The sequence below is a fragment of the Microbacterium sp. LEMMJ01 genome, assembly GCF_002114135.1.
Lineage (GTDB): Bacteria > Actinomycetota > Actinomycetes > Actinomycetales > Microbacteriaceae > Microbacterium.
On record NZ_NCTV01000033.1, the window covers coordinates 102,860 to 125,733 of the forward strand.

Sequence of the window (22,874 nt, forward strand, 5' to 3'; positions counted from 1 at the left end):
GGGGGTCAGCGCTCGCGCGGCTCCTCGTCGGGCGCGGCCGGTGCGTCCGGTGCGGTGCGGCCGTCGTCCGCGGCGTTCTCGGCGGCGCGGGCGGCCTCTTCCGCGTCGAGCTCCTCGCGGACCTCTTCCCGGTACCGCACGCGGCGGATCCGGCGGTTCATGTCCCAGATCAGCAGGATCACGGCGACGAGCACGATGACGATCACCGCGAAGCCCGCGAAGCCCGGCGTGACCGACTCCGGGGCCACCGTCATCGACGGTGTCGGCATCGGGGTCTCGGAGAGGAAGCGCATGAATCGGCCTTTCGTACGCAGGTCGCATAACCTGGTATCACCAGCCTAACGACCGGAAGACCCCACCTGTGACGACCGCCCTCCAGCTCGACGAACGCTATGGCCGCACCCGCCGCCGCCCGTGGCCGTGGTTCCTCGCCGGGGCCGTCGCGCTCCTCCTCCTCGCGGCCCTCGCGTGGTCCATCGTCGGCCAGTCGCTGAGCTCGGTCGACGCCGATGATCTGGGCTTCGAGCTCGTGGACGAGCACGCCGTCGACGTGCGCTTCCAGGTGACCGGCGTCCAGGGCAAGGACGTCGTGTGCGTGCTCGAGGCCCTCGACGAGGAGTTCGGCGTCGTGGGCTGGAAGATCGTGGAGATCCCGGCGGGAGACGCCCATGCGCTCACCCGTGCGGAGCGCATCCCGACCGTCGCGGAGGCCACGACAGGTTTGGTGAACACCTGCTGGGTCGCCTAGACTGATGCCAGACAGACGACGCCCCGGCACCGTGCCGGGGCGTCTTGGCATATCCCCCGCGGCATCTCGGCGGGATCCCGATAGAAGGAGCTTCGTCATGTCCACCGATGCTCAGGTCCCCTTCCTCACGCAGGAAGCCTACGACCGGCTCGTCGCCGAGCTGGAACACCTCTCCACCGTCGGTCGCGACGAGATCGCCAAGCGCATCGAGGCGGCCCGCGAGGAGGGCGACCTCAAGGAGAACGGCGGCTACCACGCGGCGAAGGACGAGCAGGGCAAGCAGGAGGCGCGCATCCGCACCCTGGAGGCGCTGCTGAAGACCGCCAAGGTCGGCGAGGCCCCTGCCAGCCGGGGCATCGTCGAGCCGGGCACCGTCGTGACCGCGATCGTCGCGGGCGGCGAGGAGGTCTTCCTCCTCGGCAGCCGCGAGATCGCCGCCGCCGGCAGCGACCTCGACGTCTACAGCGAGGCCAGCCCGCTGGGCCAGGCGATCCTCGGCCTCAAGGTCGGCGAGTCCTCGTCGTACGAGGCGCCGAACGGCCGCTCGATCAGCGTCGAGATCGTGAAGGTGGAGACCTACACGGGCTGACGCCCCCTCACGAGACGCCCCCTCGACCGCCACGGTCGAGGGGGTGTCTCGCGTCCGGGGGTCAGTCCTGGACGACGATGGGTGCGAAGCCCGCGCGACGGAGGGTGTCGAGCGTGTGGGCCGAGTGGTCCGCGCCGCGGGTCTCGACGCTGAGCTCGAGGATGACCTCGCTGATCTGCAGTCCGTGGCCGTGACGCGTGTGCATCGCCTCGATGACGTTCGCTCCCGCCTCCGCGATGAGCTCGGACACGCGGGCCAGCTGGCCGGGACGGTCCGGCAGCGGGATGCGGATCGTCAGGTACCGCCCCGAGGCGGCGAGGCCGTGGGACACCACGCGCTGCAGCAGGAGCGGGTCGATGTTGCCGCCCGACAGCACGGCCATCGTCGTGCCGGTCGCCGACACACGTCCGGAGAGGATCGCGGCGACGCCCGCGGCTCCGGCGGGCTCCACGACGACCTTGGCCTGCTCCAGGAGGACGAGCATGGCGCGCGCGAGGTCGTCGTCCGAGACGGTCACCACCTCGTCGACGAGGTCCTTGATGATCTCGAACGGCACAGCTCCCGGGCGCGCGACGAGGATGCCGTCGGCGATGGTCGGGCGCGTGACGATGTCGACCGGCTCCCCGGCCGCGAGCGACGGCGGCACCGCGGCCGCGTTCTCCGCCTGCACGCCGATCACGCGGATCGTCCGTCCGAGCTCGGCGGCCTTGGCCTTGACCGCGGCGGCGACGCCGGCGATCAGCCCTCCTCCGCCGATGCCGAGGACGACGGTGTCGATCTCGGGCGCATCCTCCAGCAGCTCCAGACCGAGGGTGCCCTGCCCGATCACGATGTCCCGGTGGTCGAACGGGTGGATGAGGACGGCGCCGGTGCGTTCCGCGAACTCGGCGGCCAGGCGCAGCGACGTGGCGACGGTCTCCCCCTCGAGCACCACCTCGGCCCCGTAGCCGCGGGTGGCGAGGAGCTTCGGCACGGGGACCCCGAGCGGCATGAAGATCGTCGCGGGGATGCCGAGCGCCTGGGCGGCCAGAGCGACGCCCTGCGCGTGGTTCCCGGCCGAGGCCGCCACGACGCCACGGGAGCGCTCCTCCGCGCTGAGGCGGGAGAGCCGGTACGCCGCGCCGCGGATCTTGAAGGACCCCGTGCGCTGCAGGTTCTCCATCTTCAGCAGCACGGGGGCACCGAGCGCGTCGGACAGCGCCCGGGAGGGCAGCGTCGGGGTGTGCGAGATCACCTCAGCCAGACTTCGAGCCGCGTCCTGGAACTCGGTCAGGCTGGGGACTGCGCTCATCGATTCCTCCGTCTCCGCTCACGCGGAACTGTGCTCCAGATCAGATCTCCACTCGGCCCGACGCCGGTGCGCCAGGATCCCGAGCTGATGGTCACCGCCGCCACGTTCACGAACGCGGCCAGCGGGACGGCGAACAGGGCACCCGGGATGCCCGCGATCATCGCGCCGCCCGCGACCACGAGGACGACGGCGAGGGGGTGCACCTTGACGGCGGAGCCCATCATGATCGGCTGCAGGATGTGGCCCTCGATCTGCTGGACGGCGAGGACGACGACGAGCATCCAGAGGGCGATCCACGGCCCGTTGTAGACGAGCGCGAGGAAGACGGCCACGGCACCGGTCACCACCGCACCGACGATGGGGATGAACGAGCCGAGGAACACGAGAACGGCGACGGGCAGCGCGAGCGGGACCTGGAGCAGGAAGGCGCCGAGGCCGATGCCGATCGCGTCGATCGTCGCCACGAAGAGCTGCGTCCTGGCGTAGTTGACGATCGTCGTCCAGCCGTTGCGCGCGGCGCCGTCGACGGCGGGGCGGGCCTTCCGGGGGAAGATGCGCAGCGTCCAGCGCCAGATGCCGGCGCCGTCGGCGAGGAGGCAGATGAGGATGAACAGCGACAGCAGCGCGCCGGTGGCGACGTGCCCGACGGTCGTGCCGATCGCGAGGGCACCCGTCCAGAGGACCTGCGCCTGCTCGCTGATGAAGTCGAGGCCCTGCTGCAGGTAGTTCGCGATCTGCGTGTCCGACAGGTTCAGCGGACCGTCGTGCAGCCACACCTGGAACTGGTCGAAGGCCTCGGTCGTGCGCTGCTGCACGTCCGGGAGCTGGGCGCGCACCTGCCAGACCACGAGCCACATCAGCCCGGTGACGATGGCGATCGTGCCGATGAGGGAGACAGCGATCGCGAGCCAGCGCGGGAATCCGTGACGCAGCATCCAGGAGAACGCCGGCCACAGCAGGGCGGTGATGAGGATGCCCACCATCAGCGGGATGACGAGGAGCTTGAGCAGCATCACCAGCCAGATGAAGACGCCGGCCGCCGCTGCGATGAGCAGCAGGCGCCAGGCGTAGCTCGCCGTGATGCGCAGGGGCAGCGGCACCGCCTCGTCGGCTTCGGTGGTCACGGTCCGATCGGTCACCACGGGGCGCGGACGGAACAGATCGCGCAGCCGGGGTCGCTGGTCCTCGCTCATCGCCTCAGTCTACGGTCATGCCGTATGCCGTTCGACGCATCCTGCACGCCAGGACGATGTCGGAGAGCGGGGATACGCTGGCGGCGTGACCGACACCCTCAGTCCTGCCCAGGCACGACGGATCGCCCTCGCCGCTCAGGGCTTCACCCGCGCACGCCCGGCCACCGTCTCCGGTCGCCATCTGCACCGGGTGATGGACCGGCTCGGCGTGCTGCAGATCGACTCGGTCAACGTGTTCGCCCGGTCACACTACGTCCCGCTGTTCTCCCGGCTCGGCGCCTACGATCCCGCACTCCTCGACCGCCTCTTCCTGTCGCGCACGACGCACTATGTGGAGTACCTCGCCCACGAGGCGACCTTCATCCCCGTCGAGGACTGGCCCCTGTGGCGGTTCCGCATGGACGACTTCCGGCGGCGCTGGTCCGCGGAGGACTCCTGGCTCCGTACGAACGCCCGGACGGTGCAGTGGGTGCAGGACGAGCTCCGTGCGCGCGGACCGCTCCGCCCGGTCGCCCTCCGTGCCGACGCCCCGCGCGAGCGCGGCACCTGGTGGGACTGGGACGAGGTCAAGCTCGCCCTCGAGCATCTGTGGCGCACGGGCGACGTCGCTGTGAGCGGGCGCCGGGGTTTCGAGCGCACCTACGCCCTCGCCGAGCAGGTCATCCCCGAGCGCATCCGGTCCCGCGAGATCCCGCGCGAGGACGCCGTCCGCGAGCTCGTCCGACGCGCCGCTCGGTCCAGCGGCGTCGGGACGGCGGCCGACCTGGCCGACTATTACCGCCTCCGCGACCGTGCCGCGGTGACCGGGGCGATCGCCGACCTCGTCGACGCCGGGGAAGTGCAGCCCGTGACCGTCCGCGGCTGGGAGCGGGGTGGCCGGCCCCTCCCCGCCTGGCGGCATCGCGACGCAGTTCTTCCGCGCCGGGTCGAGACCGCCGCCCTGCTGACTCCGTTCGATCCGGTGGTGTGGTTCCGGGAACGCGCGCTGCGGGCTTTCGAGCTCGACTACCGCATCGAGATCTACGTGCCGGCGGCGAAGCGCCGCTACGGCTACTACTCGCTGCCCGTGCTCGTCGGCGACCGGATCGTGGCGCGGGTCGACCTCAAGGCCGACCGCGGCACGTCCACGCTGCAGGTGCAGTCGGCGTGGTGGGAGCCGCAGGCGCGTCCCGGCGACGCCGAGGCGATCGCGGCGGAGCTCCTCCGCGCCGCGCGGTGGCAGGGTCTCGAACAGGTGTCGGTCTCCGGATGGGGCGATGCGACCGCTGCCGTCCACACCGCGCTCGCCTCCACCGCCCCGGACACGGTGCGTCGTCACGTCCACGTCCGGGAGGCCGTCGCGTGAGCCGTCGTCGCTGGTGGCTCCTGGGCGGTGTCGTCGTGGCCGTGGCCCTGACCGGCGCGGTGTGGTGGGGGCTGTCCGCGCTCCGCTCGCCGACCGCGGAGGACGCAGCGCTGGCCTATCTCCGGGCGCTGGAGTCGGGCGATCCCGAGGCGGTCGCGGCGACGGGGACCGCGGTGTCCGACGCCGCCCTCACCGCGTTCGCCGGAGCCTCGTCGACCATCGCGGACGCCGAGGTCACCGATGTGCGTGAGGGAGACGGTGACGCGTCCGCGACGGTGCGCTTCCGACTCGACGGGGACGAGCACCAGGCGCGCGTCCGGCTGACGCCGGAGAGCGGCCGCTGGACCGTCGACGCCTCCGGACTCGGTGCCCTCCGCGCCACGACGACGATCGGGACAACGGTCCAGGTCGGCGATGCGGTCCTCCCGGTGACCGAAGACACCGCTCTGCTCCCTGGCGTGTACCCGGTCGCGGCCGCGCCGCGGGCGCTGCTGGCCGGCACGACCGAGGCCGTCGTCCTCCCCGGCGACGACGCCACCGCACGCGTGACCGCGGAACTCCGCCCGGAGGCGACGGAGGCCGCGCAGACGCAGCTCGACGGCTACCTGGAGACCTGCACCGCCGACGGCCACGCGATTCCCGACAACTGCGGCATCCGGATCCCGTGGGGCACGGAGTTCCGGGACGTCTCCCACGTGGCGTTCCGCGTCGAGCGGTTCCCCGCGGTGACGCTCTCCGCCGGCGGGTTCACCGCGGACGACGGCATCCTCGAGGCGACCGTGACCGGCACCGGCCAGGACGGCGCTGCGCGCACCGTCACCTACCGCAGCACCGCGTGGAGCGTTCGCGGTGCTGTGGATATCACCGCAGACGAACTCGCCCTCACCGTGTGGTGAGGGCGAGAATCAGAACTGCACGCGCGGCGGCTCGGAGATGGCGCCGCTGTCGGCGACCTCGAAGAACTCGCGCTCGGTGAAGCCGAGTCCCTTGGCGAAGAGGTTGTTGGGGAACACCTTGATCTTGGTGTTGAGCTCGCGGACGCCGCCGTTGTAGAAGCGCCGCGCGGCCTGGATCTTGTCCTCGGTGTCGACGAGGGCCTGCTGCAGCTGAAGGAAGTTCTGGCTGGCCTGCAGCTGCGGGTAGGCCTCGGCCACCGCGAAGAGGCTGCGCAGGGCCTGCTGCAGGTGCCCCTCGGCGATCCCCGCCTCGCCGGGGCTGCCGGCGGAGAGGGTCTCGGCGCGGGCGCGGGTGACGTTCTCGAACACCGCCTTCTCGTGCGAGGCGTAGCCCTTGACCGTCTCGATGAGATTCGGGATGAGGTCGGCTCGGCGCTTGAGCTGGACGGTGATGCCGCTCCAGGCTTCGTCTACGCGGACGTTCAGCTGCACCAGCGAGTTGTACGTCGCCCAGAGATAGACGCCGACGAGCAGGATCACCCCGACGACGATCAGTACCGGCACGAGCCATTCCATCAGTGCCCCACCCTTTCCCGTATTTCTCTCATCCTAGACGCGGTGCCTGCACGTGGACTGGGGATGCGACGGACCAGCGCCGCCGATCAGCGTCCCAGCACCCGCTCCAGATAGCGGTTCGTGAAGCGGCGATCCGGATCGAGGCGGTCGCGCAGCGCCACGAAGTCATCGAAGCGGGGGTAGCTCCCCCGCAGCGTCTCCCGGGTCATGGTGTGCAGCTTGCCCCAGTGCGGGCGGCCGCCATGGGCCCGCATGATCTCCTCGACCGCACCGAAGTACGCCGTCGGGTCCGCGCGCCAGTACCGGTGCACCGCGATGTAGGCGCTGGGGCGGCCGTACGCGGTGGAGAGCCAGCGATCGTCGGCGGCAGCGAAGCGGACCTCCACGGGGAACTCGATCCGCCAGCCGCGCTCGGCGATGAGCTCCTGGAGGGCGCGGAATGCCGGCACCACCTCGGCCGCCGGCAGCGCGTACTCCATCTCGCGGAAGCGCACGGTCCGGCTCTGGGTGAGCACGCGATTCGAGAGGTCGGTGTACTCACGGTCACCGGTGAGCCGCACCGCGAGCCGGTTGAACGGCGGCGTGATCGCCGGCACCGCCTGTCCCGCCGCGCAGACGACGCGATAGACGCCGTTCGCGAGCAGGGTCTCATCCACCCACCGGCCCACGACCGGGAGCGGCCTCCGTCGCGTCGATTCCGGCAGACGCGACTGCCGCTTGGTGAGTGCGACGTCGGTATGCGGGAACCAGTAGAACTCGAAATGGTCGGCGGCGGCGACGCGTTCGTCGATCGTGCCGAGCACCTCGTCCAGCGGCAGCGGCTCGTCGACCGCATGCATCACGAACGTGGGCACGCACTGCAGGGTGACCTCGACGATGATGCCGAGCGCGCCCAGCCCCAGAGCGACCGCGGGTAGGAGCTCCGGACTGTGCGCCTCGTCGATGCGGAGGAACTCCCCGTCGGCGGTGATGAGGGTCACCCCGACGACCTGGGTGGCGAGTCCGCCGAAACCGGCGCCGGTGCCGTGCGTGCCCGTGGAGATCGCGCCGGCGATGGACTGGCGGTCGATGTCGCCGAGGTTCTCCATCGCGAGGCCGTAGCGGGCGAGCAGCCCGGGGATGCGGTGCAGCCGGGTACCGGCGAGGAGCGTGACCCGTCCGCTCGCGACGTCCGCGGACACGAGTCCCTGCAGGTCGTCCAGTTCCAGGAGCACACCGGGGGCGATGGCGATCCCGGTGAAGCTGTGACCGGCGCCGACGGCTTTGACCGTGAGCCCCTGTCGCACCGCTGCCCGCACGGCACGCTGCACGCCCTCGGGGCTGCGCGGGCGCTCGACCCGCACGGGGCGCACGGACGCCGACCGGCCCCAGTTCTGCCAGGTGCCGCCGATTCTCGTCACAGGAACGCCTTCCCCTCGCCGCGGTACGTCGGCAGCTCGTCCACGACCTCGTCGCCGGACACGAGCTGGTACGCGGCGATGCGCTCGGCCGGCTCGCCGCTCTTGGCGTGACGGAACCAGACACGATCGCCGACGCCGAGCGTCGCCGCTGTCGGCCCCTGCAGCGGCGTCTGCACCTCGCCGGCAGCCTCTCGCGGAAGCGTGCGCAGGTTCGCCGGCCACACCGGGCGCGGCTGTCGCGAGGCCAGCGCCGGACCCGAGGCGATCCAGCCGCCGCCCAGCACCGTGGCGATGTCGGCAGCGGGACGGCGCACGACGTCGAAGGCGAAGGCCGCGGCCGGCGCCGGATGGAAGGACCGGTACCCGTCGAACAGGTGTCCGCCGAGCAGGCCGCTGCCCGCGCTGGCCTCGGTGAGCGACTCGTCGCTGCCGCTGAACTCCAGGGATCCGGTGCCCCCGCCGTTGAGGAACTCGAGCGGCGTCACGGCGCCGACCGCGGCGACGATCGCCGCCCTTCGCTCCCGCAGCTCCTCGCGCGAGCGGGCCTGGACGCGACGGATCAGCGGTCCATCGGGACCGGCATCGCCCTGTCCTGCGATCTGGGCGTCGTACATCTGCAGCCCCACGAGGCGGAAGCCGGGGCGTGCGACGACCGTCCGCGCGAACGCGGCGACCTCCCCGGCGGAGAAGAGGGCCGATCGGCGGACGCCGATGTGACCGAGCAGCGCGGATCGCCAGGACGCGTCGACGTCGATGGCCACGCGAAGCTCGGGGCGCGCGGAAGGGGCCACCACGCTGTCGACGAGGTCCAGGTGCACGGGGTCGTCGATCATGAGGGTGATGCGCTGCACCGCCTGCTCGTCGGCGCACAGCCGTTCTATGCCCGCCCGGTCCACGGTCGGGTAGCCGAGGACGATGTCGTCGTGCGTCGCCGCGAGCCAGAGCGCCTCCTCCAGCGTGAACGCGAGGATCCCGCGGAAACCCGGGAGCCGCAGCACGGCATCCAGGACCGCACGCACCCGCACCGACTTCGACGCCACGCGGATCGGCAGTCCGCCGGCACGGACGAGCAGGTCCATGGCGTTGTAGCGCAGCGCTTCGCGATCGATGACCGCCACGGGCGCCGGAAGGTGCCCGGTCGCGGCCGACAGGCGCGGCCAGTAGCGGCCCGGGTCCTCCCATTCGGGGGCGACCGCGGGGCCACCCGGGACGGGGCTCAGTTCGTCGGTGAGGTCGAGCACTCCCCCACCCTACGGCCTGAGCCCCGCCGGGTCACGACCCCGCCGACGATAGGCTGGCGGCGCAGCCCCCGTAGCCCAATGGCAGAGGCAGGCGACTTAAAATCGCCTCAGTCTGGGTTCGAGTCCCAGCGGGGGCACCGTCAGCGGCCGAGGATGTCGCCGATCCCGGGGATACCGAGATCGCCGAGCCGCTCCCCCCAGCCGGTCGCCGTCTCGCCGAGACCCGAGACGGCCTCGCCGGCCGAGCCGAGCATCTCGTCGGCGCCGCCGGCCAGCGCGTCGATGTCGACGCCGGAGGCGAGCGCATCCAGGTCGATGCCCTGCGCCAGCGCGTCGAAGTCCACCCCGAGCCCCGCCGCCTGTTCCAGGAGCGGTGCGGCCACGGTGCTCACGACGGCTCCGCCGGCCACCACGCCGAGGAGACCGACCGCCGCGCCGCCCGCGGCGACCGCGGCCCCGCCGCCGCGGGCGCGGGAGAGGAGTCCGCGCAGGCGGCCGGGCTGCATCGCCTCGGCCCGTCCGGCCGCGCGGGCCAGGTCGTCCGCAGACGACGAGCGCGGTCGCTCCTCCGCCGGGAGCTCCGCCCGCATGCGGGCGTCGACGTGCGCGCGCTGCGACGGCGTGAGGCGCGCGAAGGCCTCGCGATGGATCTGCTCGATCCGATGTGGATCCGCTGTCTGCAGGAGGTAGTCGTACCGGGCGATGGCCGCGCGGTCCGCCGCGGAGACGTCCGACGCACCACCGGACGCGGGAGCGGGCGGCGGGGCGTACGCCCCTGCGGCGGATGCTCGTCCGGCGGGAGGGGTGGGCGCCGGGGACGCGGGAGGAGGCGCGGTCGGGCGCTGCGCCTGAGGATCGGTGCCCCGCACGGCGTCGACCGCGCCGCGGATCATCCCGCTCCAGTCGGTGGAGGCACGCGCGCCCTCGCCGCCGCGCACCCCGGGGCTTCCCCCCTTCGCGTCGATGGCGTCGGTGGCGAGGCGGATCAGGCGGGAGAGCTTCGACATGGGGGTCCCTTCGTGGGACGGACCGCCGTTCTCCGCGACCTCTGTCGACGCAAGGTTCCGGGCAGCCCGCGATTCGGGTGCCAAGGTCTCCTCCACCCTCGCGGGCCAGCGGGCCGGGGCACGATGACATGCCCGTCATGACGACGTCGCTGCGGACGGGAGTACTCCCCTTGCGGTCGACACGCTAGCGAGGCGGCCTATGGATCGGCTCCACGCGCGGCCCGGGGAGGCGCCGTGCCCAGGATCGCGGTCATCTCGTCGTACAGCACCCGGAAGGCGTCGCGGAGCTCTGCGGCACCATCCGGTCGACTCGCAGCCGGGACCGCCTCCGCCAGTGTCCCGAGGGCGAGGGTCGCCGCGGCCTCCCGCGCCACCGCCGTGCCGAACTCATCGGACGGCCGGCCCCACCCCGCGGCGAGGAGGAGCTGGTCGCGCAGCACTCCCGCCACCCCGAGGAGCACGGCCGCTGCGCGGAGATGGCTGCGGGCCACCTCCGTGCCGAGAAGGCGTTCCTGCATCACTCGTGCGAGCCGTCGGGCGTGCGGCGTCGGCACCTCCCGGCGTGTGCGGAGACGCCAACCATCCGGCGTGCCCGGCACGGACTCGTACGACAGCGGCTCGCCGTCCCGGAGATGGACCACCGGGATCGACGACGGCGACACGAGCGACGGCCGCCGCCACCAGTCCGCCGGCGCCATCGCCGCAGACAGGAAGGCAGTGGCCGGAGCGTGCGCCCCCGCCCCTTCGAGCTGCACGAGATCGGCCGTGCTCGCGAGCAGGCTGAGGCCCTGTTCCGCCGCGAACCGCTGCAGCAGCAGCCCGACGGGGTCGAGATCGCCACCCGGGACGGAACGCGCGAACTCCGCCGCCTCGGGAACCGGCAGCACGACGGCGACGGACGACGGATCGGGGCCCGGCGGCACGAACCACGAGCACCCGGAGAACGCCGCCACCCGGGACGCATGCGAGGCGTAGCCGTCACTGCGGGTGAAGAGCCTCAGGACCGCCCGGGGCTGCGCGGCGACGGCTTCCTGCACCTGGGCGAGAAGGTGAGGGTGCGGGCGCACCGCAGCGTCGAGGACGAGATGATGCGTGGCTCGTCGCGTCCAGGGCCGCCATGCCGCGGCGCCCGTCGGGCAGATGCGGACGGGAGCGCCGTCGAGCCGTGCCGCGAGCTGTGCCGCATGCGCGTCCTCGCCCGGACCCGTCCGGATCGACACACTGACGGTCGGTGATTCTCCCCCGTGCGCGCTCACCGGACCTCCTCCCCGCATCGGGGGTGCCTCGCACACACCCCTCCTGAGCACCCCTGCGAGCGTACAATGTGAGATGTTACGCGACCAACTCCCGTCCCCGGTCAATAGGAGAAGGCCCTGGCGCTCACGCGCTCAGGGCCTTCTCCTCAGAACCGGACGGTCACTTCGCCGCAGCGGTCTCCGCGGAGTCCTTCGCAACGGAGGCCGGAGCCTTCTTCGCTGCGGGCCGCTTGGCGGCCGGCTTCTTGATCTCAGACGGCGTCTCCGCCGCGGGCGCAGCGGCCGGCTTCTCAGCGGCCGGCGCCTTGGCGGCCGGGGTGGCGTCGGCGGGTGCCGCGGGACGCGGGCGGGCGGCGAACTCCTCGAAGACGTAGCGAGGGTTCTGCACCGTCTGCAGGTTCACGAGGTCGCGGCCCAGCCACAGGTTGTTCCACCAGCCCCAGAGCACGCGCCACTTGCGCTCCCACGTCGGCATGGCCAAGCCGTGGTAGCCGCGGTGCGCGAGCCAGGCGATGAAGCCCTTCAGCGCGATCTTGCCGGACTGGAAGACGCCGTTGTACAGGCCGAGGCCGGCGACGGCACCGAGGTTCTTGTGGAAGTACTCCTTGGGGGTCTCCCCGCGGAGCACCGCGACGAGGTTCTTCGCCAGGAGCTTCGCCTGCCGGACGGCGTGCTGCGCGTTCGGGACGCAGAATCCGCCGACGCCGCCGCCCGAGAGGTCGGGAACGGCCGAGACGTCGCCCGCGGCCCAGGCACCCTCGACGAACGCCTCGGGGGTACCGACGCGCAGGTCGGCACGGGTCTGGATGCGACCGCGCTCCTCGACGGGCAGGTCGCCGCCGCGCACGACGGTCGGGTTGGCCATGACGCCCGCGGTCCAGACGATGACGTCCGTCGGGATGACCTCGCCGGTCGACAGCTCGACGTTGCCGTCGATGGCACCGGTGACCTGGGTGTCGAGGTGAACGTTCGCGCCGCGCGTGGCGAGGTCCTTCAGGACCCACTCGCTCGTCTTCAGCGAGACCTCGGGCATGATGCGGCCCATGGCCTCGATGAGGTGGAAGTGCGTGTCGTCGAAGGTCAGCTGCGGGTACTTGCTCACCAGCGACGAGGCGAGCGAGCGGAGCTCGGCGAAGACCTCGATGCCCGCGAAGCCACCGCCGACGACGACGACGGTCAGCAGGCGGTCGCGCTCGGGGCCAGCCGGGAGGGAGGCGGCCTTGTCGAAGTTCGACATGACCTTGTCACGGATGGCGACGGCCTCTTCGATCGTCTTGAGCCCGATGGCGTTGTCGGCGATGCCGGGGATCGGGAACGTGCGCGAGACGGCGCCCGCGGTGACGACGATCTGGTCGTACGCGAACTCGTACGGCTCGCCGACGGGCGGCGTGATGGTGGCGACCTTCTGCGCGTGGTTGATGTTCGTCACCTTGGCGGTGAGCACGTGCGTGCGCTTCAGGTGACGGCGGTGCGCGACGACGGAGTGCCGGGCCTCGATCGATCCGGCGGCGACCTCCGGGAGGAACGGCTGGTACGTCATGTACGGCAGCGGGTCGACCATGGTCACGTCGGCCTCGCCCTTGCGCAGATGCTTCTCGAGCTTCCACGCGGTGTAGAAACCTGCGTACCCTCCGCCGACGATCAGGATCTTGGGCACAGTGCTGTTCTGAGGCACAGAAGAACTACTCCTCGGAGTCGGGATTGTGGCGTACGGGAACGCGCGCCGATCGGATGCGCCGGGCAGCTGCGGTGACGCCAAGCGCTACCAGGATACCAGGGACCGTGAGGGCGATGAGCGGCAGGGTACCGTAGCGCAGGGAGTCGGCGCTGGGAAGCAGCGGTGAACCGGGGTCGGTGGGGGCATCCGCGTCGGGCAGCGGCGGCACCTCCACGGGGGCGAGCGACGGCTCGGGCGTGGGCTCGCTGTCGGCGCGGCGGTACAGCCGCACCCACTCCGCGAGATCGCCCATGGGGTTCTCGCTCACGGACGGCAGGTTCGCCGAGATCGCCGCCTCCGCGTCCACCAGGCCGAAGCCGTACAGCGGATCGCGCGGCTTCTTCGCATCCGCCACCGGCATCGCCGTCTTGATGATGCGGTTGATGACGTCGTTCGCGGAGATGTCGGGGTGCGCCGAGCGGATGAGCGCCGCGACGCCGGCGACGATCGGAGCCGCGCCGCTGGTCCCGCTCCAGGAGACGACCTCGCCGTCCGCCGACACCCCCAGCAGGCCCTCGCTCGGCGCCGAGATGCCGATGGTGATGCCCTGCGTCGAGGCCTCGATGCTCGCGGTGCCGGTCTGGTCGACGCCGCCGACCGTGAGCACGCCGGGGATCGTGGCGGGCGCGCCGATGATGTTCGTGCCGCTCCCCCGGTTGCCGGCCGCGACGACGACCACGACGTCGTGCTCGAACGCGTAGAGGAAGGCGTCGTCCCAGCTCTGATCCCAGTCGAGCGTGTTCGTCGTGAACGACAGGTTGATGATGTCGGCGCCGTGGTCGACAGCCCAGCGGATGCCGGTGGCCACCTGCTCGGTGAACGGCACCGCCGCGGCGGCGCCGAACCCCACGGAGATCGAGAGAAGCTCCGCCTCGGGCGCGACCCCGATCATGCCGGTGCCGTCGGCTTTGCCGCGTCCTGCCGCGAGGGACGCCACCCACGAGCCGTGATTGCCGTCGACGGCGCCGAGCGGCGTGCGTCCGTCCGGCGTCCCGGCTCCGGACACGTCCGTCCCCCCGACGACCGCCTCGTCGAAGACCTGCGGCACCTTGCCGATGCCCGTGTCGATGACGGCGATCGTGACGCCCTCCCCGCGGGTCGTCTGCCAGGCGTCGCGGATGCGGGCACCGTCCAGCCAGTACTCCGCCGCCCGCACCGGATCGGCCGGGTCGTCGGCGACCGGAGGTGGCGTCGGCGTCGGCGTCGCCGTGGAACCGAGGAGCAGGACGGATGCCGCCACCGCCACGAGGGCGACGGCGCCGCGCAGCATCCGCCGCCGCGTCATGCCGAACGTGCCGGATCGTCGCGGAGCGCGGCGCCGGGCTCTTCGCAGCGGCAGACCTCGGGAGACCACGAGCTGCGGGCCAGCGCGGCATCGCCGATCGGGTTCACACCGGCTCCCGCCGCCAGGGCGTGGCCGGCGAGGGCGTGCAGGCACTTCACCCGGGTGGGCATGCCTCCGGCGGAGATCCCGTCGATCTCGGGCACCTCGCCGAACTGCGCACGGTCGGCGAGGTACGCCTCGTGGGCGGACCGATACGCGGCGGCCACGGTCTCGTCCTCCGCGAGCATCGCCGCGAGCTCGGGCATGACCTGGTTCGCCTCGAGCGTCGACATCGCGGCGGTCGCCGCCGGATGCGTGAGGTAGTAGAACGTGGGGAACGGCGTGCCGTCGGGCAGGCGCGGGGTGGTGGCCACCACCGTGGGGTTCCCGCACCGACAGCGGGCCGCGATGCCGACGACACCGCGGGCGGGGCGTCCGAGCTGGGTCGAGACGACGGCGAGCTCGGCGGAGGTGGGCGCGGGGAACGGCGGGGTGGTCACCCCACCAGCGTAGGGGAGCCGTCCGGGAGGATGCTCGGAGCCCGGGTTCAGCCTGCGGGGACGGCGGTGTCGCTCAGTCCCGCGGAGACGAGGGTGCGCAGCAGCTGCGGCATCCAGTCGGCGGGCTTCTCCTCGAGGGTGTCGCTCACCGGCTCCTGCTCGCGCGGGAGGGTGGAGGGATCGAGGTCGTTGTCGATGAGGTACACGACCTCGCCCGGCTTGACGTAGTACAGGCGCTCACGGGCCTGGGTCGTGATGTACGCGGGGTCGTCCCAGCGCTCGCGCTCCGCGGTCAGCGCGGCGATCTCGTCCTCGCTCACCTGCACGGACTGCTCCAGCGCCGCGATCTTCTGGCGCTGGTCGATGAAGGTGCCCAGCGTGGGCACGAGCACCCAGGCTCCCAGCACCACGAGGGAGAGCATGATCACGGAGAAGGCCGAGAGCCGCATGCCCGAGGCCCACTCGCGCACGTCCACGCGGGGTGCGGCGGGGGCGCCGCTCCGCGGCTGTCGCGACGAGGACGTCGAGCGAGGCGTCGCCGCCCCGATCGACGGCGAAGGAGGAGCCGGTCGTCGTGCCACGGCTCCTCCTTCGTGTCAGCCGCCATCCGGGCGGCGCGGTCGTGCCGCGGATGCGGCGTGGTCGCTGTCGCGGGCGCTCAGCCCTGGTAGCGCGGGAAGGCGGAACGGCCGGCGAAGACCGCCGCGTCGCCCAGCTCCTCCTCGATGCGCAGCAGCTGGTTGTACTTCGCGACGCGCTCGCTGCGCGCCGGGGCACCCGCCTTGATCTGGCCGGCGTTCGTGGCGACCACGAGGTCGGCGATCGTCGTGTCCTCGGTCTCACCCGAACGGTGCGAGAGCATCGCCGTGTAGCCCGAGCGCTGCGCGAGGCTTACGGCGTCGAACGTCTCGGTGAGCGTGCCGATCTGGTTGACCTTCACGAGCAGCGAGTTGGCGACGCCGCGCGTGATGCCGTCGGCGAGACGCTGCGGGTTGGTGACGAACAGGTCGTCGCCGACCAGCTGCACCTTCGAGCCCAGGGCCTCGGTGAGGTGCTTCCAGTTGTCCCAGTCGTCCTCGGCGAGCGCGTCCTCGATCGTGACGATCGGGAAGTCGTTGACGAGCCCGACGTAGTACTCGGTGAGTGCGGCGGCGTCCCAGTCCTTGTTGTCGAGACGGTAGACGCCGTCCTTGAAGAACTCGGTCGCGGCGACGTCGAGGCCGAGGGCGATGTCGGTGCCGGGCGTGAAGCCGGCCTTCTCGATCGCCTTGACGAGGAAGTCGAGGCCCTCGCGGTTGCTGGGCAGGTCGGGGGCGAAGCCGCCCTCGTCGCCGAGACCCGTCGCGTAGCCGGCGGCCTTCAGCTCCGCGCGCAGCACGTGGTAGGTCTCCACGCCCCAGCGCAGCGCCTCGGAGTAGGTCTCCGCGCCGATCGGGGCGAGGAAGAACTCCTGCATGTCGATGCCGTTGTCAGCGTGCTCTCCGCCGTTGATGACGTTGAACAGCGGCACGGGCAGCACGTGCGCGTTCGGACCGCCGAGGTAGCGGAACAGCGGCAGGTCGGCGGAGTCCGCGGCGGCCTTCGCGACCGCGAGGCTCACGCCGAGGATGGCGTTGGCGCCGACGCGCTTCTTGTTGTCCGTGCCGTCGACCTCGATGAGGATCTCGTCGACGATGCGCTGCTCGCTCGCCTCCACGCCCTCGATGGCCGGCCCGAGCTCGTCGATGACCGCCTCGACGGCCTTGAGCACGCCCTTGCCGCCGTAGCGGCTCTTGTCGCCGTCCCGCAGCTCGTACGCCTCGAAGGCGCCGGTCGAGGCACCGGAGGGGACGGCGGCGCGCTGCACGATGCCGTCGTCGAGGAGCACCTCCACCTCGACGGTCGGGTTTCCGCGCGAGTCGAGAATCTCGCGTGCGCCTACAGCCTCGATCAGTGCCACTGATGTGCTCCTTGCTCAGGATGGAAGGGTGTGTGGAGCGTCGTCGATCCGCGCCCAGTCTATCCCCGGCGTCGGACCGCACCCGGAGACGAGCCGGGGGGATCCGCCCGCGTCAGACGACGAGGGCGAGCGCGATGCCGTCCCATCCCTTGATCCCGACCGTCTGCAGCGCCGTGGCGTCGAAGCGCGGGTCCTCCCCGAGCATCCGCAGCCCCGCGCGGGTGCCGTTCACCTTGGGGTCCGTCGAGTCGTCGCGGACGATCTCGCCGTCGCGGCCGATGTTGTCGAGCACGACAACGGTGCCCGGGCGACCGAGCTTCGCGGCCCAGTCCAGGTACACGGTGTTGGACTCCTTGTCGGCGTCGATGAAGACGAGGTCGAAGGCGCCGGCGAGGGTCGGCAGCACGTCGGCTCCGCGACCGATCCGGATGTCGACGCGGTCCCCCACTCCGGCCGCGTCGATGCTCGCCCGGGCGACGGCGGCGTTGTCCGCCTCCGCCTCGATCGTCACGACCTGTCCCGCCGGTCCGACGGCGCGGGCCATCCAGATCGTCGAGTAGCCTCCGAGGGTGCCGATCTCCAGCACGCGGCGGGCGCCGCTCATCCGCACGAGGAGATTCAGCAGCTTCCCCGCGACCGGCGCGACCTCGATCTCGGGCAGCCCCGCCGCGCGCTGCGCCTCCAAGGCCGACGCCAGGGCCGGGTCCGGACCCACGAGCATGTCGGCGAGGAAGGTGTCGGCGCGTGCCCAGGCGGCGGGAGTGGATTCCATGTGCTCAGCCAACCCCCGGCGCCGGCCGGCCGTCAAGCGTCGGCGGGGTCGGCGGGGTGCGCGGCGCGGCGAGCTCCGGCTGGCGGCGGAACTGCCCCGTGAGCACGAGGACGAGGGCCACGACGGCGGCGACGATCCAGCCCGCGACACCGAGCGGTCCGGCGAGGGCGAGGTCGGGCTGCTCGGCGGCGACGATCAGGACCAGGCCCGCGGCGGCGTTCAGGGCCCCGTGCGCGACGACCGCCGGCCACAGCGAGCCGGAGCGCAGCCGCAGCCAGCCGAACAGGACCCCCCACGCCACGCAGCCGCCGATCATGAACAGCACGCCGGTGACGTCCGTCCGGCCGAAGTTGTAGCCGAGGAGGATGACGGGGCTGTGCCACAGCCCCCAGATCGCCCCGCTGAGCAGGAGCGCCGGCCAGGTGCCGAGCGGACGCAGCGCCGGGAGCAGCCAGCCGCGCCAGCCGAGCTCCTCACCGAAGGCGAGCACGCTGTTCACCAGCGCCCCGACCGGGATCGCGGCGAGCTGCGCGAACACGACCACTCCGACCGGCGGCACCGGTGTCCCCGGGGGAAGAGCCTGGGCGAGCTGATCCGCGAAGGCCGAGAAGGTGAGGTCGAGCCGCACCCACCCGAATGCGGCTGCGAGGAGGACGCCGAGGGCGACGAGCAGCGGCGGCACGAGCCAGGCCGCGACCAGCAGCCCGACGACGCGCTTCGCGGGCCGCAGCGGCCACATCCCGAGGAAGCGCGCCCGACCGCCCTTCTCCGGTACGCCCGTGGTGAGCATGACGACGAGCACCGCGGCCGCGGGCGTGAACATCATCACGGGGAGGAGCGCTCCCGCGAAGGGTTCGGCGAGGCCGTCGCCGAGCCAGAGGGGCAGGCAGACGAGAGCCGCGAGCCCGCAGGCCGTGAGGGTGAAGATGAGGACCGCGCGCCAGGGCACGCGGGTCGGCGTCAGAGCGCTCATCATGCCGTCCTCTCCGTTCCTCCGGAGGGCGCAGGCCCCGCGGATCGGTCCACGTACGCCTGCAGGAGCGCCGCCGCCTCCTCCGCCCCGTCGATCGTGATGACGAACGGTCCGTGGTCGCGGCGATGCACCTCGATCGCCGGCCCCTGGCGCATCACGATCCCGCTGCGGCCGTCGGGAGCGAGACGCCACCCCCAGCCGCCGAACTCGCCGAAGGGCGAGATGCGCACGGCCCTGGCCGACGCGATCTCCGCCACCGGGATGGTCTTCCGAGGCCACCCGATCACGGCACGGGCGTCGATGCCGTCCGGCGTGACGCGCACCCGGAACGAGGCGGTCGCCGCCAGCGCGAACCCGACGACGAGGGCGACCAGACCCGAGACCCAGGCCAGCGGGGTGCCCGTGATGAGCATCGCCACGGCGAGCGCCACGAGCCCGAGCAGCACGAGCAGGAGGAAGACGAGGGCACCGGTGGGCATGGTCGTGGTGCCCACCCAGACGACCCGCTCGCCGTCGCCGACCCGCACGTCGTGGCGGGGCTCGAGAGCGGCGCCGGGCACCGACTGCACGCGCGGCTGCACGAACCACGCCATCGCGCCCACGCCGAGGAGAGCCGCCCAGGCCAGTGCCATCACTCCCGCGATGCCCGGGACCTCACCGGAGGGCGGGAGGTCGCGCTGGATCGCGAGGGAGCCCAGGCAGATCACGCCCGCGAACGCCGACATGCCGGCCGCGGTCGCTCCGAGCAGACGGGCGGTCGCGCCCCAGTGCGCCCCGACGGCGACCAGTGTCGTGACGGTCAGGAGCACCGGGAGGCCGAGACCGACGCCGAGGAGCACCCAGAGGTAGGTGGCGGCCGGGCCGAAACCGTCCGCCCCGTCGACGCCCCAGTGGATCGCGACGTCGGTGGGGAACGACGGCAGCCAGGCCGTGAGCACGAGAGCGGAGATCGCGACGATGAGCACCGGGAGGACGAGCGCCACGAGGATGAAGGCCCGTCGTGCGCGGCGCAGGGTGGCCGGAGGGGTGCGGGTGGGGTCAGGCGTCGTCATGGGAGGCCTCCTGGGGGGTCGCGGCGGAGGTGGGAGGTTCGGCTTCTGCGCGGTGCGTGCGGACGATGCCGGCGAGGGTCTCGGCGGAGACACCCAGGGCCGCCGCCCGCCGGATCAGCCCATCGATCTCGTGAGAGAGTGCGGCGAGCGGCGCGGCGGAGGCGGCGATCACGGCGCCCCTCCCCCGCCGGAGGTCGACCAGGCCCTCGTCGCGGAGGCGCTGGTAGGCGTGCAGGACGGTGTGCTGATTGATGTCGAGGGCGGCGGCCACGTCGCGGGCGGCCGGCAGACGATCGCCCGGCGCGAGAGCACCGGAGAGGATGTCGGCACGCACCGAGGCGGCCACCTGGTCGTAGAGCGCGAGCGGGCTGTCGACATCGACGCGGATGAGCATGGCACCTCCCTTCGCTAGTTATTCTATGTGAACTAGAAAAACTGTGCCAACCCTCCAGACGTCTTCGCGGGGACTCGGCGCATCCTCCACACTGACCTCATGCGCATCACGCCCCGCCGCCTCGCCCTCGGCATGAGCCTCTGGATCCCCAATCTCTGTAGCGGCATCCGCGTCCGCCGGTTCAGCGACGACTGGACCCAGGCGACCGTGGAGCTGCACGTGAACCTCCTCACCCGCAACTACGTCAAGACCGCGTTCGGCGGCTCGATGTCGGCGATGACCGACCCGTACTTCTTCATGCTCGTCATGCATCAGCTCGGACGGGACTACGTCGTGTGGGACACCCGAGGTGAGATCGAGTTCCTCAAGCCGGGGCGCGGGGTGCTGACCGCGGAGTTCGAGGTGACGCGGGAGAAGGCGGAGGAGCTCCGGCAGCGCGCCCGCGGCGGCGCGAAGGTGCTCGAGTGGTTCGAGACGGTCATCACCGATCGCGACGGAGACGTCGTGGCGACCGTGCGCCGCGAGGTCTACATCCGCGAGAAGAAGCGCGTCACCGCGTCCCGCGGCTGACGCGTCACCGGCCGTTCACCCCGGCGTGGGACGATGACCGGGTGCCCCTCGCCCGCCGCCTGACGCTGCCGGACGCCGTCGCCATCGGCCTCGGATCGATGATCGGTGCCGGCGTGTTCGCGGTCTGGGGACCGGCCATCGAGGTCGCCGGGAGCGGGATCCTCCTCGCCCTCGCGATCGCCGTCGCGGTCGCCTACGCCAACGCCACCGCGTCCGCGCAGCTCGCGGCCGTGCACCCCGTGGCAGGAGGCACGTACGCCTATGCGCGCGCGGAGATCGGACCGTGGTGGGGCTTCGTCGCCGGCTGGAGCTTCGTGATCGGCAAGATCGCGAGCTGCGCCGCCATGGCCATGACCTTCGCCGCCTACGCTGCTCCGGCGGGGTGGCAGACGCCGGTCGCCGTGATCGCCGTCGCCGCCCTCGCGGTCGTGAACTGCCTGGGCGTGACGCGGACCGCGCTGGCGACCCGCATCCTCGTGGCCTGCTCGCTGCTCGGGCTCTCGGTCGTGGTGGCGGTCGGCCTCGGCGCCGCGCCGACCGCCACCCCCGCGCCGCTCCCCGACACGACCGTGTACGGCGTGCTCCAGGGCGCCGGACTGCTGTTCTTCGCCTTCGCCGGTTACGCCCGGATCGCCACCATGGGCGAGGAGGTCGTCGACCCCGCGCGCACGATCCCCCGCGCGATCGTGCTCGCTCTCGGCGGCGCCGTCGTCGTCTACGCGCTCGTGGGCGTCGTGGTGCTCCTCGTCCTCGGTGGCGACGCGCGGGGAGCCGCCGCGCCCCTGGCCGACATCCTCACCGCGGCCGGCTGGTCGGCGTTCGCCCCCGTGGTGCGGATCGCCGCGGCCGCCGCCTCCCTCGGCGCTCTGCTGGCCCTGCTCACCGGCATCGGTCGCACGACGCTCGCCATGGCGCGAGAGGGGGATCTCCCCCGGTTCCTCGCCCGCATCGACGAGCGCCATCAGGTGCCGCGCCGCGCCGAGATCGCCCTCGCCGTCATCGTGATCGCGCTCGTGCTCGTCGGGGATCTCCGCGAGGTGATCGGGTTCTCCTCCTTCGGCGTGCTGCTGTACTACCTCATCGCGAACGCCGCCGCGTTCCGCCAGCACGGCGCGGCCCGACGATACCCCCAGGCACTGCAGGTGGGCGGAGCCCTCGGCTGCCTCGTTCTCGTGAGTACGCTTCCCGCCCTCGCCTCGCTCGTCGGCATGGGCGTCGTGCTGCTCGGGGTCGCCGGACGGGCGCTGCGGGTACGGCGGCAGCAGCAGCGACGCGGCTGATCGCCTCAGCCGGACACCCTGGCGCGATAGTCCCGCGGCGGCAGGCCGAGGACGGCCGCGAAGTCGCGCGTGAGATGGGCGTGGTCGGCGTATCCCAGCGCGGCGGCGAGCGCCGTCAGGTCGGTCTCCGGCTGCTCGCGGAGGCGCTGCGCCGCCTCCTGCAGCCGGCGGCGGCGGATGATCGCGCCCGGCGAGAGCCCGACGGTGCGGTGCGTGAGCCGCTGCAGCGTGCGCACCGAGAGCGCGAGTCGGGTCGCCGCTTCCTCCGGCGTCAGCGCCGCCCCCTCCCCCAGCAGCACGTCGAGCATCGCGTTGGCCTGCCGCCCCGCCGCGCCGACCGGGCCCACGCGCTGCGACAGCCACGCGGAGAAGACCGCGACGGCGCGCTCCCGGCGTTCGGGCGCGGTCCGCATCGCCGTCGTCACCGCCGCGTGCAGCTCGGGGGCGTCGAAGGAGTGCTCCGCGTCGATCAGGGCCGGAGGGTCGTCGGTGAGGGCAGGGACCGCGGCGGGGCGGAGCAGAGCGCCGACAGCCCACCCCGACCCCCGCAGCTCCCTGGTCGACGCGCGGGTCGTGGCGCCCGAGATCGACACGCCCTCCGGGGCGACGACGAGGTTGACGGCCGGATACGAGACGATCTCCTGCCGCGACACCTCGCCGTCCGGGAGGCTCCACTCCGGGATCCAGAACCAGGAGACGAGCGCGGCGGCCTCAGCGGGCGGGGGTACCCGATGGAACGAGGGCAGCCGTGCGGGATAGAGCACTCCGCGCGTCCGGTCCACCATGGGCCCAGCGTAGAACGCGCCACCGA

24 protein-coding genes and 1 tRNA gene are annotated in these 22,874 nt (G+C 72.3%); 7 read left to right on the forward strand and 18 right to left on the reverse strand.

Going from position 1 to position 22,874, the window contains the following annotated elements:
• Positions 1-5: 5 nt before the first annotated feature.
• On the reverse strand, positions 6-293 hold the full coding sequence (locus tag B7W94_RS11770; protein ID WP_085606660.1) for a hypothetical protein: 288 nt from the start codon (positions 291-293) through the stop codon (positions 6-8).
• Between the two features lie 68 nt (positions 294-361).
• Here B7W94_RS11770 and B7W94_RS11775 point away from each other — a divergent pair, with 68 nt between their 5' ends.
• Both B7W94_RS11775 and greA read left to right on the forward strand, forming a co-directional pair.
• Positions 362-748: a DUF4307 domain-containing protein gene (locus B7W94_RS11775; protein ID WP_085606662.1), complete on the forward strand. Its 387-nt coding sequence runs from the start codon at positions 362-364 to the stop codon at positions 746-748.
• A 97-nt stretch (positions 749-845) separates the two neighbouring features.
• Positions 846-1,337, forward strand: a complete 492-nt coding sequence (gene greA / locus B7W94_RS11780) for a transcription elongation factor GreA (RefSeq protein ID WP_025103938.1) — start codon at positions 846-848, stop codon at positions 1,335-1,337.
• A 61-nt stretch (positions 1,338-1,398) separates the two neighbouring features.
• Here greA and ilvA read toward each other — a convergent pair whose 3' ends face one another.
• Both ilvA and B7W94_RS11790 read right to left on the reverse strand, forming a co-directional pair.
• Positions 1,399-2,628, reverse strand: coding sequence for a threonine ammonia-lyase (gene ilvA / locus B7W94_RS11785; RefSeq protein ID WP_025103937.1), 1,230 nt, complete (start codon positions 2,626-2,628; stop codon positions 1,399-1,401).
• The gene (locus B7W94_RS11790) at positions 2,625-3,821 is read right to left on the reverse strand and encodes an AI-2E family transporter (RefSeq protein WP_025103936.1); all 1,197 of its coding nucleotides are present in this window, start codon (positions 3,819-3,821) and stop codon (positions 2,625-2,627) included. Before B7W94_RS11790 ends, ilvA begins: the two co-directional genes overlap by 4 nt.
• A gap of 85 nt (positions 3,822-3,906) precedes the next feature.
• Between B7W94_RS11790 and B7W94_RS11795 the strand changes: the two genes are divergently transcribed.
• Together B7W94_RS11795 and B7W94_RS11800 are read left to right on the forward strand one after the other, a co-directional pair.
• The gene (locus B7W94_RS11795; protein WP_025103935.1) at positions 3,907-5,166 is read left to right on the forward strand and encodes a winged helix-turn-helix domain-containing protein; all 1,260 of its coding nucleotides are present in this window, start codon (positions 3,907-3,909) and stop codon (positions 5,164-5,166) included.
• Complete coding sequence (locus B7W94_RS11800) at positions 5,163-6,062, forward strand: hypothetical protein (RefSeq protein ID WP_025103934.1); 900 nt, start codon at positions 5,163-5,165, stop codon at positions 6,060-6,062. Before B7W94_RS11795 ends, B7W94_RS11800 begins: the two co-directional genes overlap by 4 nt.
• Before the next feature lie 9 nt (positions 6,063-6,071).
• On the opposite strand, the gene B7W94_RS11805 is transcribed toward B7W94_RS11800, so the two are convergent.
• The 3 genes from B7W94_RS11805 to B7W94_RS11815 all read right to left on the reverse strand — a co-directional run bounded on the left by B7W94_RS11805 (position 6,072) and on the right by B7W94_RS11815 (position 9,279).
• Complete coding sequence (locus B7W94_RS11805) at positions 6,072-6,638, reverse strand: LemA family protein (protein ID WP_025103933.1); 567 nt, start codon at positions 6,636-6,638, stop codon at positions 6,072-6,074.
• A gap of 86 nt (positions 6,639-6,724) precedes the next feature.
• Positions 6,725-8,038, reverse strand: a complete 1,314-nt coding sequence (locus B7W94_RS11810) for a D-arabinono-1,4-lactone oxidase (protein ID WP_025103932.1) — start codon at positions 8,036-8,038, stop codon at positions 6,725-6,727.
• Positions 8,035-9,279 (reverse strand): alanine racemase, encoded by a 1,245-nt coding sequence (locus B7W94_RS11815; RefSeq protein ID WP_025103931.1) that lies wholly within the window; start codon positions 9,277-9,279, stop codon positions 8,035-8,037. The genes B7W94_RS11810 and B7W94_RS11815 overlap by 4 nt, the downstream gene beginning before the upstream one ends.
• Positions 9,280-9,343: 64 nt before the next feature.
• Here B7W94_RS11815 and B7W94_RS11820 point away from each other — a divergent pair.
• Positions 9,344-9,416, forward strand: a tRNA-Leu gene (locus tag B7W94_RS11820).
• A 3-nt stretch (positions 9,417-9,419) separates the two neighbouring features.
• On the opposite strand, the gene B7W94_RS11825 is transcribed toward B7W94_RS11820, so the two are convergent.
• From B7W94_RS11825 to B7W94_RS11875, 11 genes are all read right to left on the reverse strand, one after another.
• Positions 9,420-10,286: a hypothetical protein gene (locus B7W94_RS11825; RefSeq protein ID WP_025103930.1), complete on the reverse strand. Its 867-nt coding sequence runs from the start codon at positions 10,284-10,286 to the stop codon at positions 9,420-9,422.
• Between the two features lie 197 nt (positions 10,287-10,483).
• Positions 10,484-11,506 carry a hypothetical protein gene (locus B7W94_RS11830; RefSeq protein ID WP_085606664.1) on the reverse strand — a complete coding sequence of 341 codons (1,023 nt, stop codon included), beginning with the start codon at positions 11,504-11,506 and terminating at the stop codon, positions 10,484-10,486.
• A 196-nt stretch (positions 11,507-11,702) separates the two neighbouring features.
• A complete protein-coding gene (locus tag B7W94_RS11835; protein WP_025103928.1) occupies positions 11,703-13,199 on the reverse strand; it encodes an NAD(P)/FAD-dependent oxidoreductase in 1,497 nt (498 codons plus the stop codon).
• A 25-nt stretch (positions 13,200-13,224) separates the two neighbouring features.
• Positions 13,225-14,544 (reverse strand): S8 family serine peptidase, encoded by a 1,320-nt coding sequence (locus tag B7W94_RS11840; protein WP_036292654.1) that lies wholly within the window; start codon positions 14,542-14,544, stop codon positions 13,225-13,227.
• On the reverse strand, positions 14,541-15,083 hold the full coding sequence (locus B7W94_RS11845; RefSeq protein ID WP_025103926.1) for a DUF501 domain-containing protein: 543 nt from the start codon (positions 15,081-15,083) through the stop codon (positions 14,541-14,543). The genes B7W94_RS11840 and B7W94_RS11845 overlap by 4 nt, the downstream gene beginning before the upstream one ends.
• A 47-nt stretch (positions 15,084-15,130) precedes the next feature.
• Entirely contained in the window at positions 15,131-15,664 is a 534-nt protein-coding gene (locus B7W94_RS11850) for an FtsB family cell division protein (protein WP_172400116.1), read from the reverse strand.
• 77 nt (positions 15,665-15,741) lie between these two features.
• The gene (gene eno, locus B7W94_RS11855) at positions 15,742-17,022 is read right to left on the reverse strand and encodes a phosphopyruvate hydratase (RefSeq protein WP_025103924.1); all 1,281 of its coding nucleotides are present in this window, start codon (positions 17,020-17,022) and stop codon (positions 15,742-15,744) included.
• A gap of 112 nt (positions 17,023-17,134) precedes the next feature.
• Positions 17,135-17,794 (reverse strand): O-methyltransferase, encoded by a 660-nt coding sequence (locus B7W94_RS11860; RefSeq protein ID WP_085606666.1) that lies wholly within the window; start codon positions 17,792-17,794, stop codon positions 17,135-17,137.
• A 4-nt stretch (positions 17,795-17,798) separates the two neighbouring features.
• A complete protein-coding gene (locus tag B7W94_RS11865; protein WP_253247434.1) occupies positions 17,799-18,767 on the reverse strand; it encodes a CPBP family intramembrane glutamic endopeptidase in 969 nt (322 codons plus the stop codon).
• Positions 18,767-19,819: a DUF1648 domain-containing protein gene (locus B7W94_RS11870; RefSeq protein ID WP_085606670.1), complete on the reverse strand. Its 1,053-nt coding sequence runs from the start codon at positions 19,817-19,819 to the stop codon at positions 18,767-18,769. The genes B7W94_RS11865 and B7W94_RS11870 overlap by 1 nt, the downstream gene beginning before the upstream one ends.
• Positions 19,806-20,213, reverse strand: a complete 408-nt coding sequence (locus tag B7W94_RS11875; protein ID WP_085606672.1) for a GntR family transcriptional regulator — start codon at positions 20,211-20,213, stop codon at positions 19,806-19,808. Before B7W94_RS11875 ends, B7W94_RS11870 begins: the two co-directional genes overlap by 14 nt.
• A gap of 99 nt (positions 20,214-20,312) precedes the next feature.
• Between B7W94_RS11875 and B7W94_RS11880 the strand changes: the two genes are divergently transcribed.
• Together B7W94_RS11880 and B7W94_RS11885 are read left to right on the forward strand one after the other, a co-directional pair.
• Positions 20,313-20,783, forward strand: coding sequence for a PaaI family thioesterase (locus B7W94_RS11880; protein ID WP_025103919.1), 471 nt, complete (start codon positions 20,313-20,315; stop codon positions 20,781-20,783).
• A 41-nt stretch (positions 20,784-20,824) separates the two neighbouring features.
• On the forward strand, positions 20,825-22,063 hold the full coding sequence (locus B7W94_RS11885) for an APC family permease (protein WP_085606674.1): 1,239 nt from the start codon (positions 20,825-20,827) through the stop codon (positions 22,061-22,063).
• Between the two features lie 5 nt (positions 22,064-22,068).
• Here B7W94_RS11885 and B7W94_RS11890 read toward each other — a convergent pair whose 3' ends face one another.
• On the reverse strand, positions 22,069-22,848 hold the full coding sequence (locus tag B7W94_RS11890; protein WP_085606677.1) for a helix-turn-helix domain-containing protein: 780 nt from the start codon (positions 22,846-22,848) through the stop codon (positions 22,069-22,071).
• Positions 22,849-22,874: the final 26 nt, after the last annotated feature.

What these genes read in the sequence shown, in the direction of transcription:
- B7W94_RS11770 (WP_085606660.1), bottom strand. Translation starts at nt 293, where the DNA reads ATGCGCTTCCTCTCCGAGACCCCGATGCCGACACCGTCGATGACGGTG.
- greA (WP_025103938.1), top strand. Translation starts at nt 846, where the DNA reads ATGTCCACCGATGCTCAGGTCCCCTTCCTCACGCAGGAAGCCTACGAC.
- ilvA (WP_025103937.1), bottom strand. Translation starts at nt 2,628, where the DNA reads ATGAGCGCAGTCCCCAGCCTGACCGAGTTCCAGGACGCGGCTCGAAGT.
- B7W94_RS11790 (WP_025103936.1), bottom strand. Translation starts at nt 3,821, where the DNA reads ATGAGCGAGGACCAGCGACCCCGGCTGCGCGATCTGTTCCGTCCGCGC.
- B7W94_RS11805 (WP_025103933.1), bottom strand. Translation starts at nt 6,638, where the DNA reads ATGGAATGGCTCGTGCCGGTACTGATCGTCGTCGGGGTGATCCTGCTC.
- B7W94_RS11825 (WP_025103930.1), bottom strand. Translation starts at nt 10,286, where the DNA reads ATGTCGAAGCTCTCCCGCCTGATCCGCCTCGCCACCGACGCCATCGAC.
- B7W94_RS11840 (WP_036292654.1), bottom strand. Translation starts at nt 14,544, where the DNA reads ATGACGCGGCGGCGGATGCTGCGCGGCGCCGTCGCCCTCGTGGCGGTG.
- B7W94_RS11860 (WP_085606666.1), bottom strand. Translation starts at nt 17,794, where the DNA reads ATGGAATCCACTCCCGCCGCCTGGGCACGCGCCGACACCTTCCTCGCC.
- B7W94_RS11865 (WP_253247434.1), bottom strand. Translation starts at nt 18,767, where the DNA reads ATGAGCGCTCTGACGCCGACCCGCGTGCCCTGGCGCGCGGTCCTCATC.
- B7W94_RS11870 (WP_085606670.1), bottom strand. Translation starts at nt 19,819, where the DNA reads ATGACGACGCCTGACCCCACCCGCACCCCTCCGGCCACCCTGCGCCGC.
- B7W94_RS11875 (WP_085606672.1), bottom strand. Translation starts at nt 20,213, where the DNA reads ATGCTCATCCGCGTCGATGTCGACAGCCCGCTCGCGCTCTACGACCAG.
- B7W94_RS11880 (WP_025103919.1), top strand. Translation starts at nt 20,313, where the DNA reads ATGCGCATCACGCCCCGCCGCCTCGCCCTCGGCATGAGCCTCTGGATC.
- B7W94_RS11890 (WP_085606677.1), bottom strand. Translation starts at nt 22,848, where the DNA reads ATGGTGGACCGGACGCGCGGAGTGCTCTATCCCGCACGGCTGCCCTCG.